This window comes from Pseudomonas sp. UBA2684 (genome assembly GCA_002354655.1).
GTDB lineage: Bacteria > Pseudomonadota > Gammaproteobacteria > Pseudomonadales > Pseudomonadaceae > Aquipseudomonas.
The window spans coordinates 1-14376 of record DELY01000050.1 but is presented as its reverse complement, the minus strand read 5'-3'; the positions used below and the strand labels follow the sequence as shown (position 1 = coordinate 14376).

At 59.5% G+C, this 14376-nt stretch carries 12 protein-coding genes and 2 tRNA genes; all 14 read left to right on the top strand.

The genetic code is table 11. The features are described from left to right. Window positions 1–3: 3 nt before the first annotated feature. The 14 genes from folP to B3M58_RS17675 all read left to right on the top strand — a co-directional run bounded on the left by folP (window position 4) and on the right by B3M58_RS17675 (window position 14146). Window positions 4–855, top strand: a complete 852-nt coding sequence (gene folP, locus B3M58_RS17740) for a dihydropteroate synthase (protein WP_296221100.1) — start codon at window positions 4–6, stop codon at window positions 853–855. Between the two features lie 20 nt (window positions 856–875). Then, window positions 876–2213, top strand: coding sequence for a phosphoglucosamine mutase (glmM, locus tag B3M58_RS17735; protein WP_296221097.1), 1338 nt, complete (start codon window positions 876–878; stop codon window positions 2211–2213). Window positions 2214–2278: 65 nt separating this feature from the next. Further along, on the top strand, window positions 2279–3034 hold the full coding sequence (tpiA, locus tag B3M58_RS17730; protein ID WP_296221096.1) for a triose-phosphate isomerase: 756 nt from the start codon (window positions 2279–2281) through the stop codon (window positions 3032–3034). A 4-nt stretch (window positions 3035–3038) separates the two neighbouring features. Continuing rightward, window positions 3039–3422 (top strand): preprotein translocase subunit SecG, encoded by a 384-nt coding sequence (secG, locus tag B3M58_RS17725; RefSeq protein ID WP_296221689.1) that lies wholly within the window; start codon window positions 3039–3041, stop codon window positions 3420–3422. Between the two features lie 10 nt (window positions 3423–3432). Continuing rightward, window positions 3433–3518, top strand: a tRNA-Leu gene (locus tag B3M58_RS17720). Between the two features lie 97 nt (window positions 3519–3615). After that, a tRNA-Met gene (locus B3M58_RS17715) sits at window positions 3616–3692 on the top strand. 129 nt (window positions 3693–3821) lie between these two features. Beyond that, a complete protein-coding gene (rimP, locus tag B3M58_RS17710) occupies window positions 3822–4280 on the top strand; it encodes a ribosome maturation factor RimP (protein WP_025164693.1) in 459 nt (152 codons plus the stop codon). 66 nt (window positions 4281–4346) lie between these two features. Beyond that, on the top strand, window positions 4347–5828 hold the full coding sequence (gene nusA / locus B3M58_RS17705; RefSeq protein WP_296221094.1) for a transcription termination factor NusA: 1482 nt from the start codon (window positions 4347–4349) through the stop codon (window positions 5826–5828). 26 nt (window positions 5829–5854) lie between these two features. Continuing rightward, window positions 5855–8347: a translation initiation factor IF-2 gene (gene infB, locus B3M58_RS17700; RefSeq protein ID WP_296221092.1), complete on the top strand. Its 2493-nt coding sequence runs from the start codon at window positions 5855–5857 to the stop codon at window positions 8345–8347. 109 nt (window positions 8348–8456) lie between these two features. Next, the gene (rbfA, locus tag B3M58_RS17695) at window positions 8457–8861 is read left to right on the top strand and encodes a 30S ribosome-binding factor RbfA (RefSeq protein ID WP_296221091.1); all 405 of its coding nucleotides are present in this window, start codon (window positions 8457–8459) and stop codon (window positions 8859–8861) included. A 4-nt stretch (window positions 8862–8865) separates the two neighbouring features. Continuing rightward, window positions 8866–9786 (top strand): tRNA pseudouridine(55) synthase TruB, encoded by a 921-nt coding sequence (gene truB, locus B3M58_RS17690; protein WP_296221089.1) that lies wholly within the window; start codon window positions 8866–8868, stop codon window positions 9784–9786. Window positions 9787–9996: 210 nt separating this feature from the next. Beyond that, the gene (gene rpsO, locus B3M58_RS17685; RefSeq protein ID WP_296221087.1) at window positions 9997–10266 is read left to right on the top strand and encodes a 30S ribosomal protein S15; all 270 of its coding nucleotides are present in this window, start codon (window positions 9997–9999) and stop codon (window positions 10264–10266) included. A gap of 210 nt (window positions 10267–10476) precedes the next feature. After that, window positions 10477–12582, top strand: a complete 2106-nt coding sequence (gene pnp / locus B3M58_RS17680) for a polyribonucleotide nucleotidyltransferase (protein ID WP_296221086.1) — start codon at window positions 10477–10479, stop codon at window positions 12580–12582. Between the two features lie 148 nt (window positions 12583–12730). Continuing rightward, window positions 12731–14146 (top strand): hypothetical protein, encoded by a 1416-nt coding sequence (locus B3M58_RS17675; protein WP_296221085.1) that lies wholly within the window; start codon window positions 12731–12733, stop codon window positions 14144–14146. Window positions 14147–14376: the final 230 nt, after the last annotated feature.

Here is a 14376-nt window from a genome sequence, read left to right as displayed (position 1 = left end):
GACATGTCTGTAGCGCAAAACCTTAGCCGGCTGCCATGTGGCAGCCGGCTTCTTGATTTAACCCGTCCGCAGGTGATGGGTATTCTCAATGTAACCCCTGATTCCTTTTCCGACGGTGGCCGTTTCGCCCAGCGTGATGCCGCGTTGCGTCACGCTGAGGCGATGCTGCGTGCCGGCGCGACGCTGATCGATGTGGGCGGCGAGTCGACCCGCCCCGGTGCGCGTGAGGTCTCGCCCATCGAGGAGCTCGAGCGTGTAGCGCCCGTGGTCGAAGCTATTGCGGCTGAGCTCGATGTGATCATCTCCGTCGACACCTCCACGCCGGCGGTCATGCGCGAAACGGCGCGCCTGGGTGCCGGGTTGATCAATGACGTGCGTTCGCTGCAGCGCGATGGTGCGCTGGATGCGGCGGCCGATACCGGCTTGCCGGTGTGCTTGATGCACATGCGCGGCGAACCAACCACCATGCAGCAGAGCCCGGTTTACGCCGATGTACTGGTCGAGGTGCGGGACTTTCTCGCTGAGCGACTGGCAGCGTGCGCGACGGCCGGTATTGCCGCTGAGCGGGTGATTCTCGATCCGGGCTTTGGTTTCGCCAAAACACTGGAGCACAATCTCAGCCTGTTCAAACACTTGGAGGCGTTACACGCCTTCGGTCGGCCGTTATTGGTCGGTGTGTCGCGCAAGAGCATGATCGGCAAGGTGCTGGGCCATGAGGTGGGCGAGCGGCTGTATGGCAGTCTGGCTCTGGCCGCTCTGGCCGTCGCCAAGGGTGCGCACATCCTGCGGGTGCACGATGTGGCGGAAACGGTTGATGTGGTGCGCATGATTGCTGCAGTTGAAGCGGCTGAATAAGTAAGAAGGAAGCGTGGGTTATGGGCAGAAAATATTTTGGCACTGACGGTATCCGTGGGCGTGTCGGTGAGTTTCCGATTACCCCGGACTTCATGCTCAAGCTCGGCTGGGCGGCTGGTATGGCGTTCCGCAAGCAAGGCAAGTGCCGCATTCTGATCGGCAAGGACACGCGAATTTCTGGCTACATGTTCGAGTCGGCCCTGGAGGCGGGTCTTTCCGCCGCCGGTGCTGACGTCATGCTGCTGGGGCCGATGCCGACGCCGGCGATTGCTTACCTGACTCGGACCTTTCATGCCGAAGCCGGAATCGTAATCAGCGCCTCGCACAATCCGCATCATGACAATGGCATCAAATTCTTCTCGGGGCAGGGCACCAAGCTGCCGGACGAGGTCGAGTTGATGATCGAGGAACTGCTCGATGCGCCGATGACCGTGGTCGAGTCGGGGCAACTCGGTAAAGTCTCGCGGATCAATGATGCGGCCGGGCGCTATATCGAGTTTTGCAAAAGTAGCGTGCCGACCAGCACTGATTTTGCCGGTTTGAAAATCGTCATTGATTGCGCCCATGGCGCTGCCTATAAAGTTGCGCCCAGTGTGTTTCGTGAGTTGGGTGCGCAGGTTGTTGTGCTATCGGCGCAGCCGAATGGTTTGAATATCAATGATGCCTGCGGCTCGACCCATGTCGAGGCCCTGCAGGCTGAGGTCGTGGCGCAGCAGGCCGATTTGGGCATCGCCTTCGATGGCGATGCCGATCGCGTGCTGATGGTCGATCACACGGGCGCTGTGGTCGATGGTGATGAGTTGCTGTTCATCATTGCGCGTGATTTGCAGGAGCGTGGCAAGTTGCAGGGTGGCGTGGTTGGCACCTTGATGAGCAATCTTGGCCTGGAATTGGCGCTGGCCGATCTGGGTATTCCGTTCGTGCGGGCCAATGTGGGCGATCGTTATGTGATTGCCGAATTGTTGGCGCGCAACTGGCAGCTGGGCGGGGAAAACTCCGGGCATTTGGTGTGTTTCCAGCACACTACGACGGGCGATGCGATTATCGCCGCGTTGCAGGTGTTGCTGGCGCTCAAGCGGCGTGAGCAGAGTTTGGCCGAGACGCGGCAGGCATTGCGCAAGTGTCCGCAGGTGCTGGTCAATGTGCGGTTTGCCGGTGGCGTCGATCCGCTTGAACACCCGGCTGTGCAGGACGCCAGTGCGCGAGTAACCGAGCGGATGGCGGGGCGTGGGCGGGTGTTGTTGCGCAAATCCGGCACCGAGCCACTGGTGCGGGTGATGGTCGAAGGTGATGACGAAGCCCAGGTGCGCAGCTATGCCGATGAATTGGCTAAAGTTGTTGCTGAAGTCTGCGTTTGATTCGGCTTGCCAGGCCTGGTGCTGTTGGGTAACATCTGCGCCCTCTTTGACCGACGAGGTAAAGCATGCGTCGCCCATTGGTTGCTGGTAACTGGAAAATGCACGGTACTCGCGCCAGCGTCGCAGAGCTGATCAAAGGTCTTCGTCAGCTGGCAATGCCGGCAGGCGTCGAGGTTGCAGTTTTTCCACCCTGTTTGTACATCGGCCAGGTTGTAGAAGGTCTGGCAGGTAAGTCGATCTTGGTGGGCGCGCAGAATTGCGCGGTTGAGCCCTTGCAGGGAGCGTTGACTGGTGAGGTGGCGGCCAGTCAGCTGCAAGATGCAGGTTGTTCTCTGGTTCTGGTTGGTCACTCCGAGCGGCGTATATTGCTTGGTGAGTCTGATGATTGGGTTGCACGCAAGTTTGCTGCGGCGCAGTCGTGCGGCTTGACCCCGGTGCTGTGTGTGGGTGAAACGCGTGAGCAGCGCGAGTCTGGCAAGACCCTCGAGGTGGTTGGACGTCAGCTGGATAGTGTTATCGAGTCGCTTGGTGTCGGCGTGTTTGCGCAGGCTGTAGTGGCTTACGAGCCAGTTTGGGCGATTGGTACGGGCTTGACGGCTTCGCCCGAGCAGGCGCAGCAAGTCCATGCGGCTATTCGTGCGCAGCTCGCGGCAGAGAATGCCGATGTGGCGCGTGGTGTGAGAATTCTATATGGCGGCAGTGTAAAGGCCGCCAGTGCAGCCGAGTTGTTCGGTATGCCGGATATCGATGGGGGGCTTGTCGGTGGAGCCTCTCTGAATGCTGATGAGTTCGGCGCTATTTGTCGCGCCGCAGGAAGCTAAAGAAATGCTGGAAACAGTCATAGTGGTTTTTCATCTGTTGGGTGCGATCGGTGTTGTTGCGCTGGTTTTGCTGCAGCAGGGTAAGGGTGCCGATGCGGGCGCGTCTTTTGGTGCAGGTGCTTCTTCTACCGTTTTCGGTAGTCAAGGTTCCTCTACCTTTATGAGTCGCGTTACTGCTATACTCGCCACCGGTTTTTTCATGACTAGCTTGGGCTTAGCGTTCTTTGCTAATGAAAAAGCTGACGCGCTGACTCAGGTAGGTTTGCCTGATCCGGCGGTGTTGGAAGTGCAACAAGAAAAACCGGCAGCTGAAGATGTGCCGGTGCTCGAAGAGCAAAAGCCGGCTGTCGAAGCGGCGGATGTACCTCAAGCTCCAGAGCAGCAGTAAACGCAGTTTTGCCGAGGTGGTGGAATTGGTAGACACGCTACCTTGAGGTGGTAGTGGCCATAGGCTGTAGGGGTTCGAGTCCCCTCCTCGGTACCAATTTGCAAGAAAGCCCGCTACATGCGGGCTTTCTTGTTGCTGGAGCGTCGGTTGACCCTTGAGGGGGTTCGGCCGTATACTTCGGCCCCAGCTTTGACGCGGGGTGGAGCAGTCTGGTAGCTCGTCGGGCTCATAACCCGAAGGTCGTTGGTTCAAATCCAGCCCCCGCAACCAGTAATAGCGGAGCCCCTTTTCAGGGGCTTTTTGCTAGCTGGTAGACAGGTTTGCCGACCTCTTGGAGGCGGTTTTAGGGATGGGCGTTTCGCCCATTTTTCATTTGCACAGCATGCGCGAGGGGTTCAGGTGTCGAGCAAGCTAGAACAGTTGCAGGCCTTGGTGGCCCCGGTAGTCGAAGCTCTCGGCTATCAATGCTGGGGTATCGAGTTCCTGTCGCAAGGGCGGCATTCTTTGCTGCGAATTTATATCGATCATGCCAATGGCGTTCTCATCGAAGATTGCGAGAAGGTCAGCCGGCAGATCAGTGGTGTCCTCGATGTCGAGGACCCGATCAGTGCGGAGTACACCCTCGAGGTGTCTTCGCCTGGCATGGATCGGCCGCTGTTCACGTTGGAACAGTTCGCCAGTCATGCCGGTGAGCAAGTAAAGATCAAGCTGCGTTCGCCTTTCGAAGGGCGCCGTAACTTTCAAGGTCTTCTCCGCGGTGTGGAGGAGCAGGACGTGGTGGTGCAGGTGGATGACCACGAATTTCTGTTGCCGATCGACTTGATCGACAAGGCCAATATCATCCCCCGATTTGATTGAGACGCGGATCCCGCGGTGTACGCGGATTGCGTGGATCCAAATGGATTGCGAAAGGCGAGGCGTACGATGAGCAAAGAAGTACTGCTGGTTGTTGAGTCGGTGTCCAACGAAAAGGGCGTGCCGGCTAGCGTAATTTTTGAAGCGCTTGAGCTGGCTTTGGCCACAGCGACCAAAAAACGTTTTGAAGACGAAGTCGAGTTGCGTGTGGCGATCAATCGTCAGACGGGCAACTACGAGACCTTCCGTTGCTGGACAGTGGTCGAGGAAGTCGATTTTGATGACCCGGCGCATCAACTGACCACCGACATGCCACGGGCTGTCGAGGCCAATGCAAAAGTCGGTGATGTGCTCGAGGAAAAGATCGAGTCCATCGAGTTTGGTCGCATTGCTGCGCAAACTGCCAAGCAAGTCATCGTGCAGAAGGTTCGCGAGGCCGAGCGCGCGCAGGTGGTTGAAGCCTACCGCGAGCGGTTGGGCGAAATCATCTCCGGTACGGTGAAGAAGGTTACCCGCGACAACGTTATCGTTGACCTGGGCAACAACGCCGAAGCTTTGCTGGCCCGTGAAGACATCATCTCCCGCGAGACTTTCCGGGTCGGTGCGCGCTTGCGTGCGCTGCTCAAGGAAATCCGCACCGAGAACCGCGGCCCGCAGCTGATCCTCTCGCGTACCGCGCCGGAAATGCTCATCGAGTTGTTCCGTATCGAAGTGCCGGAAATCGCCGAAGAGCTGATCGAAGTTATGGCTGCCTCCCGCGATCCGGGTTCGCGCGCCAAGTTGGCCGTGCGTTCGAAGGACAAACGTATTGATCCGCAAGGTGCCTGTATCGGTATGCGCGGTTCGCGCGTGCAGGCAGTTTCCGGCGAGTTGGCGGGCGAGCGTGTGGACATCGTGCTGTGGGATGACAACCCGGCGCAGTTCGTGATCAACGCCATGTCGCCGGCCGAAGTTGCAGCCATCATCGTTGACGAAGATGCCCATGCCATGGACATCGCCGTTGGCGCAGACAACCTTGCTCAGGCCATTGGTCGTGGCGGTCAAAATGTGCGGTTAGCCAGTCAGTTGACGGGTTGGACGCTCAACGTGATGACCGAGGCGGACATTCAGGCCAAGCAGCAAGCGGAAACGGGCGACATCTTGCAGAACTTCATCGACGAGCTGGAAGTCGACGAAGAACTGGCCCAGGTGTTGGTCGAGGAAGGCTTTACCAGCCTGGAAGAAATCGCCTATGTGCCGATGGAAGAGATGCTCAGCATCGACGGTTTTGATGAAGAAATCGTCAATGAGCTGCGTTCGCGGGCAAAAGATCGCCTGCTGACCAAAGCCATCGCCACTGAAGAAAAACTGGCAGACGCGCACCCCGCCGAAGACCTGCTCTCGCTTGAGGGTATGGATAAAGGTTTGGCGCAGGAACTGGCAGTACGCGGTGTGATTACCCGCGAAGACCTGGCCGAGCAGTCGATTGACGACCTGCTCGACATCGACGGCATCGACCAAGAGCGTGCCGGCAAGTTGATCATGGCCGCCCGAGCCCATTGGTTCGAGTAAGTTTCACGGCCTGAGGAGAGAAGTGCATGACGCAAGTCACGGTGAAAGAACTGGCCCAAGTGGTCGACACACCGGTAGAGCGCCTGCTGCAGCAGATGCGTGAGGCGGGTTTGCCGCACAGCAGTGCCGAGCAAGTTGTCACCGATAATGAGAAGCAAGCCTTGCTCGCTCATCTCAAGAGCAGTCACGGCGATAAAGTTGAAGAGCCGCGCAAGATCACCTTGCAGCGCAAAACCACCAGCACCTTGCGGGTGGCTGGCAGCAAGACGATCAGCGTTGAAGTGCGCAAGAAGAAAACCTTCGTCAAGCGCAGCAACGAAGAGATCGAAGCTGAGAAGCAGCGTGAGCTCGAAGAGCAGCGTGTGGCAGCCGAAGCGGCGCGCCTGAAGGCTGAAGAAGAGGCTAAGCGTCGCGCCGAGGAAGAGGCGCAGCGCCAGAGCGCAGCACCGTCTGCCAGCGATGTGGCGCCTGCACCGGTTGCCGCTGTCGCGGCTGTCGAGTTGCCGGTGGCGACTCCGCTGGTCGAAGAGCGTAAGAAAGACGAGCCGCGTCGTCCCGATAAAGCGCGTAACGACGATGCCGATCGCCGTGGCGGCGATCGCAAGACCACTCAGCACCGTCCGACCGTCAAGGAAAAGGCCCCGGCACCACGTGTCGCGCCGCGTACCATCGACGAAGAAAGCGATGGTTTCCGTCGTGGCGGTCGTGGCAAGTCCAAGCTGAAGAAGCGTAACGCCCACGGTTTCCAGAGCCCAACCGGGCCAGTGGTGCGTGACGTGGCAATTGGCGAGACCATCACGGTCGGCGACTTGGCCCAGCAGATGTCGGTGAAAGCCGCTGAAGTGATCAAGTTCATGTTCAAGATGGGCACCCCGGTGACCATCAACCAGGTGCTGGATCAGGAAACTGCCCAGTTGATCGCCGAAGAGTTGGGTCACAAGGTCACGCTGGTTAGCGACAACGCCCTGGAAGATCAACTGGCCGAGTCGCTGAAATTCGAAGGCGAGACCTTCTCCCGTGCGCCGGTGGTGACCGTAATGGGTCACGTCGACCACGGTAAGACCTCGCTGCTCGACTATATCCGTCGCGCTAAAGTGGCCGCTGGCGAAGCCGGTGGTATCACTCAGCACATCGGTGCTTACCACGTCGAAACCGAGCGTGGCATGGTCACTTTCCTCGATACCCCGGGTCACGCGGCGTTTACCGCCATGCGTGCTCGTGGTGCCCAGGCGACCGACATTGTGATTCTGGTGGTGGCTGCGGACGACGGCGTGATGCCGCAAACCGTTGAAGCGGTTCAGCACGCGAAAGCCGCTGGCGTTCCGCTGGTGGTCGCAGTGAACAAAATCGACAAGCCGGGCGCCGATCTCGATCGCATCCGCAGCGAACTGTCGGTGCATGGCGTAACGTCCGAAGAGTGGGGCGGTGATACGCCGTTCATTTCGGTATCCGCGAAAATGGGTACTGGCGTTGACGACCTGCTCGAGGCGGTGTTGCTGCAGGCCGAGATTCTCGAACTGAAAGCCACTCCGTCCGCTCCTGGTCGTGGCGTCGTGGTCGAATCGCGTCTCGACAAAGGTCGTGGCCCGGTTGCCACCGTGCTGGTTCAAGACGGCACCCTGCGTCAAGGCGACATGGTGCTGGTCGGTTCGAACTTCGGGCGTATCCGCGCGATGCTCGACGAGAACGGCAAGCCGATCAAAGAAGCTGGCCCATCGATTCCGGTTGAGATTCTCGGCCTGGACGGCACCCCGGATGCGGGTGACGAGATGAGCGTGCTGACCGACGAGAAGAAAGCCCGTGAAGTGGCGATGTTCCGTCAAGGCAAGTTCCGCGAAGTGAAACTGGCCCGTGCCCATGCCGGCAAGCTGGAAAACATCTTCGAGAACATGGGCCAGGAAGAGAAGAAGACGCTGAATATCGTCCTCAAATCCGACGTCCGTGGTTCGTTGGAAGCACTGCAAGGTTCGCTCGGTGGCCTGGGCAACGACGAAGTGCAAGTGCGTGTGGTCGGTGGCGGCGTCGGTGGTATCACCGAATCCGATGCCAACCTGGCGCTGGCCTCCAACGCGGTCCTGTTCGGCTTCAACGTGCGTGCCGATGCCGGCGCGCGCAAGATCGTCGAGCAGGAAGGTCTGGATATGCGTTACTACAACGTGATCTACGACATCATCGAAGACGTCAAGAAAGCCCTGACCGGCATGCTCGGCAGCGATGTTCGCGAGAACATCCTGGGTATCGCCGAAGTACGTGACGTATTCCGTTCGCCGAAGTTTGGCGCGGTTGCCGGTTGCATGGTGATCGAAGGTGTTGTGCACCGTAACCGTCCGATCCGCGTGCTGCGTGAAGACGTGGTGATCTTCGAAGGCGAGCTGGAATCCCTGCGCCGCTTCAAGGACGACATGTCCGAGGTGCGTGCCGGCATGGAGTGCGGTATCGGCGTGAAGAGCTACAACGACGTCAAGGTCGGCGACAAGATCGAAGTGTTCGAGAAAGTCCAAGTGGCTCGTAGCCTGTAAGCACGAGTTGCAACATGCAACGCCCGGCCCTGCTTTTGCTCGGCCGGGCGTTTGCCGCTTTTAGGCCCGATGCTTTTCCAGGTGTCGAGGCGAGTGGAAGGTAGTAGATATGGCCAAAGAATATAGCCGTGCCCAGCGCATCGGCGACCAGATACAGCGCGAACTGGCGCAGTTGATCCGTATGGAAGTCAAAGACCCACGCCTTGGTGGCCTGGTGACTGTGACGGCGGTGGAAGTCAGTCGTGACTCCAGCCACGCCAAGGTGTTTGTCACCATCATGGGCGGCGAGCCTGAAGAAGGCGTCGATCCCGTCGTGCAGAGCCTCAAGGTGCTCAATGACGCCAGCGGTTTCCTGCGCATGCAGTTGGGCAAGGCGATGAAGCTGCGCAGCGTGCCAAACCTGCGTTTCCATTACGACGAGAGCGTGATTCGTGGTGCGCAGTTGTCGGCGCTGATCGAGCGTGCGGTCAGTGAAGACCGTCAGCACGGTGATGAACCCGAGGCCAAGGAGTAAGCACGTGGCCCAGGTCAAACGTATTCGTCGTGCCGTCGATGGCATCATCCTGCTGGATAAACCCAAGGGTTTCAGCTCCAACGCCGCACTGCAGAAGGTGCGCTGGTTGCTCAATGCCGAGAAGGCCGGACACACCGGCAGCCTCGATCCGCTGGCCACTGGCGTATTGCCGCTGTGCTTCGGTGAGGCGACCAAGTTCTCGCAGTATTTGCTGGATGCCGATAAGGGCTATGAAACCCTGATGCAGTTGGGCGTGACCACCACCACCGCGGATGCCGAAGGCGAAGTGCTGGAGCGGCGTCCGGTGACCGTTGGTCGCGCCGATATCGACGCGCTGTTGCCGCGTTTTCGTGGCGAAATCAGTCAGATACCGCCGATGTACTCGGCGCTCAAGCGTGACGGTCAGCCGTTGTACAAGTTGGCCCGTGCCGGTGAGGTAGTGGAGCGCGAGCCGCGTTCTGTTACTATTGCGCGCCTGGAATTACTGGACTGCGAGGCGGAGCAGGCGCGCCTGGCGGTCGATTGCAGCAAAGGCACCTATATCCGCACCCTGGTCGAAGATCTTGGCCAGTTGTTGGGCTGCGGCGCCCACGTTGCAGAGCTGCGCAGAACCAAGGCCGGCCCTTTCGATCTGGCCCGCACCGTGACGCTCGAAGAGTTGGAACGGGTGCATGCCGAGGGTGGCAATGAGGCGGTGGATCAGTTCCTGCTGCCGTCGGACAGTGGCCTGCTGCATTGGCCGTTGCTGCAGTTCTCCGAGCACAGTTCGTTCTACTGGTTGCAAGGGCAGCCGGTACGCGCCCCGGACGCGCCGAAATTCGGCATGGTGCGGGTTCAGGATCACAACGGTCGCTTTATCGGTATCGGTGAAGTGAGCGAAGATGGGCGCATTGCGCCGCGTCGATTGATTGCAAACAAGGCCTAGCCTTGGTTACAGACACAGGTCACAGGCCTGTGGCGCAAGATTCGGTCGGCATGACCGTAGCGCAGGCAAGGGGTTTCGGCTCTGGCCTGCGTGTATCGAGGGTGGCTGTTAATAGGCACGGTCATACCTCACTTTAAAAACACGGGAAGCGATTCCCGGCCTATTGAAACGGCTGCATTGCAGCGGTTTCTTAACTGAGAGGATTGCCCCATGGCACTCAGCGCTGAAGAAAAAGCCCAAATCGTAACTGACTACCAGCAAGCTGCTGGCGACACCGGTAGCCCGGAAGTGCAAGTTGCACTGCTGTCCGCCAATATCAACAAGCTGCAAGGCCACTTCAAGGCCAACGGTAAAGACCACCACTCGCGTCGTGGCCTGATCCGTATGGTTAACCAGCGTCGTAAGCTGCTGGATTACCTGAAGGGTAAGGACGCCAGTCGTTACAGCGCCCTGATCGGTCGCCTGGGTCTGCGTCGCTAAGCAATGCTTACGCGTAGCTGACTGCCGAAGCTGGAAGTGGGGTTTGCCCCTGCTTCCAGCTTTTGCTTTTCTGCTTTAGCTGTTTTGGACGCTAGCGGGTCCGATTCCCGTAACCGCCCACCCATTCTGCAAGACCCGCGTGTTCACATGCGTGAGCAAACGGTCGCAAGAAACGCTTTCCCCAAGGGCAACAAAGAGAAGGAAAACACCGTGAACCCGGTAATCAAGAAGTTCCAGTTCGGTCAATCGACCGTTACCCTCGAGACAGGCCGTATCGCCCGTCAAGCCTCCGGCGCAGTGCTGGTCACCGTTGACGACGACGTCGCCGTACTGGTTGCCGTAACCGGCGCCAAGACTGCCGATCCAAGCAAGGGCTTTTTCCCGCTGTCCGTGCACTACCAGGAAAAAACCTACGCAGCCGGCAAGATCCCAGGCGGCTTCTTCAAGCGTGAAGCGCGCCCAAGCGAAAAAGAAACCCTGACCTCGCGCCTGATCGACCGTCCGATCCGCCCGCTGTTCCCGGAAGGTTTCCAGAACGAAGTGCAGGTTATCTGCACCGTGATCTCCACCAGCAAGAAGACCGATCCGGACATCGCTGCGATGATCGGTACCTCGGCCGCTCTGGCGATCTCCGGCATCCCGTTCAACGGCCCGATCGGTGCCGCGCGCGTCGCCTTCCACCCGGAAACCGGCTACCTGCTGAACCCGACCTACGAACAACTCAAGGCCTCCAGCCTGGACATGGTCGTAGCCGGCACCAAAGACGCCGTACTGATGGTTGAATCGGAAGCCAAAGAGCTGACCGAAGACCAGATGCTGGGCGCGGTACTGTTCGCCCACGACGAATTCCAAGCCGTGATCCAGGCTGTTACCGAACTGGCCGCCGAAGCTGCCAAGCCGACTTGGGATTGGTCCGCCAAGCCTGAGAACACTGCACTGCTGAGCGCTATCCGTAGCGAATTCGGCGAGGCGATCTCCCAGGCTTACACCATCACCATCAAGCACGAGCGTTATGGCCGTCTGGGTGAGCTGCGCAATGAAATCGTTGCCAAGTTCTCCGGCGAAGAAGGTCAGCCGTCTGCCGGTGAAGTGAAGGACGCTTTCGGCGAAATCGAATACCGCACCGTGCGCGAGAACATCGTTAACGGCAAGCCGCGTATCGACGGCCGTGACACCCGTACCGTACGTGGTCTGAACATCGAAGTTGGCGTACTGGCCAAGACCCACGGTTCGGCCCTGTTCACCCGTGGCGAAACCCAGGCCCTGGTGGTTGCCACCCTCGGTACCGCGCGTGATGCGCAGCTGCTCGACACCCTCGAAGGCGAGCGCAAAGACCCCTTCATGCTGCACTACAACTTCCCGCCGTACTCGGTAGGCGAGTGTGGTCGCATGGGCGCTACTGGTCGTCGCGAAATCGGTCACGGTCGCCTGGCGCGCCGTTCCGTTGCCGCCATGCTGCCGAGCGCCGACGAGTTCCCGTACACCATTCGCGTGGTTTCGGAAATCACCGAGTCCAACGGTTCGTCCTCGATGGCTTCCGTCTGCGGCGCTTCCCTGGCCCTGATGGATGCCGGTGTGCCGATGAAGGCGCCGGTTGCCGGTATCGCCATGGGCCTGGTCAAGGAAGGCGAGAAGTTCGCCGTGCTGACCGACATCCTCGGTGACGAAGATCACCTGGGCGACATGGACTTCAAGGTGGCCGGTACCGCCAAGGGCGTCACCGCGTTGCAGATGGACATCAAGATCCAGGGCATCACCGAAGAAATCATGGAGATCGCCCTGGGCCAAGCCCTGGAAGCGCGCCTGAATATCCTCGGTCAGATGAACCAGGTAATCGCCCAGTCGCGTACCGAACTGTCGGCCAACGCACCGACCATGATCGCGATGAAGATCGACCAGGACAAGATTCGCGACGTGATCGGCAAAGGTGGCGCGACCATCCGTGCCATCTGCGAAGAAACCAAGGCGTCGATCGACATCGAAGACGACGGCACCATCAAGATCTTCGGCGAAACCAAGGAAGCGGCCGAGGCTGCGCGTCAGCGCGTGCTGGGCATTACCGCGGAAGCCGAGATCGGCAAGATCTACGTCGGCAAGGTCGAGCGCATCGTCGATTTCGGTGCCTTCGTCAACATCCTGCCGGGCAAAGACGGTCTGGTGCACATCTCCATGCTGAGCGACGCGCGCGTTGAGAAAGTCACCGACATTCTGAAAGAAGGTCAGGAAGTTGAAGTACTGGTACTGGACGTGGACAACCGCGGCCGTATCAAGCTGTCGATCAAGGACGTCGCCGCTGCCAAGGCTTCGGGCGTTTAATCGACCACGCGTTGACGCGACTGCTTCACGCGACTGAAAGAGGGCCCCTTGCGGGCCCTCTTTTTTTGCCTGGACAATAGCGCCTCACTTCTCGCGGTCGGCTGGTGCGTCCACCGGCTCTGCACGCCCCCTCAGGAACGCTTTACTTATGGATAAGACTGTCTGCCGCTACCACCCGGCGCAGCCCGCCACCTGGCAGTGCATGCCTTGCGAGCGCAGCTACGGCGATTGCTGCATCCCGCTGAGTGCCGATGCACCGGATGATGCGCCGGTTTGTCCGCTGTGCGTCGGGCCGTTGCAGTTTCTTGGCGCGGCCAACAGCGCCCAGCCCTTCTGGGAGCGGATTGCCACGTTCTTCGTCTACGGCCTGCAGACCGGTCCGCTCGCATTCGCCGCCTTGTTGGCGCTGGCCAGCCTGTTCATGCCGCGCTCGATCATCCTGTGGGTCGTGCTGTTCAGCGTGGCGACCAAATACTTCCATAGCGTGATCGAAGCCAGCAGCCAGGCGGACAAGCAGGCACCCAGCCTGCTCAGCGCCTTCAGTGGCGAAGGGTTCAGCTTGTTCTTCAAGCAACTGGCGGTGTTTCTGATTGCCTTTGCCGCACTCTGGCTGGCCGCTGACTTCGACAGCGAAGCGCTGTACTGGGCGGTGAACATCGGCATCCTTCTGGCGTTGCCAGCCAGCATCATCCGCCTGGCGCTGGACAAAGAGCTGGGCGCCGCACTCAGTCCCGAGCAGGTTGGCCAGGTGATCGGTGCCATGGGCTGGCGCTACCTGATTCTCTGCGCGTTCCTGTTCATCCTCTGGCAATCGCCGAGTTGGGTGACGTACATGCTTTCCAGTGGCTTGCCGCGCGTGGTGCTGCTGCCGATTGCGGCGTTCCTGTTCGCCTATTTCGGCGTGGTGATGTGCGCCATGATGGGCTATGCGGTGTTCCAGTATCAGGGCGCGCTGGGCTATGTGATTGCCGATGAAGAGGCTCAGGCGGCGTTCCCGGCCGCCGAATTCCTACGCCGGCGTGCCTTGGCTGAAGCGGAGATTCGCCTCAAGGAAGGGCAGAGTGCCCAGGCCCTGGAGACCCTGACCGTGGCACTGGAGCGCGATGCCGACGACCTCAAGCTCAACGAGCGCTTTCATCAGCTGTTGTTTGGTCTGCATGCGCGCGAGCGCTGCCTGCGCCATCTGGCGCATTACCTGCCGTTGGCTGCTCGGCTGAACCCGCCGTTGGCGGCGACGGCCTTGCTCAATGCGCGTCAGTTACAGGCGGATTACCTGCCCGACGATGCGCTGGTCTGCGAGCGCTTGGCCGCTGCGTTGTTGCTGCGACACAAGACGCGTGAGGGGCTGAGCCTGTTGCGCAACCTGCATCAACGCTTCCCTGCTTACCCACATATTCCACGTGCCTACCTGTTGGCTGCCCGCGGGTTTGCCGAAGACTTGGGCCAGGTCGAGCCGGCGCAGAAACTGTTGGCGTTTATCCGTATGCGTTACCCGCAGTCGCCTTTATTGGGCGACGTGGCCGCTTTGGAAGCGACGCTGGCGAAACTGCGCGACCAGGCGTGATGGCATTTTGCATCGTGCAATTTGCCTGGGTTGATTGCTTGGAACATGCAGCTTGCACGAATCGAGCGATGCCGATGTTTTTCTAAGTACTTGATAAGTAATGGGTTATTTGAATCTATTGGGTTGGCACAGGGCTTGCGATAGTACTCTCGAGACTGCAGCTTGGAATGGCTCGCAGATTGTCTAGTACGTAGAGGAGTCGATACCCTGCGGATTCCACGCTGACTCGG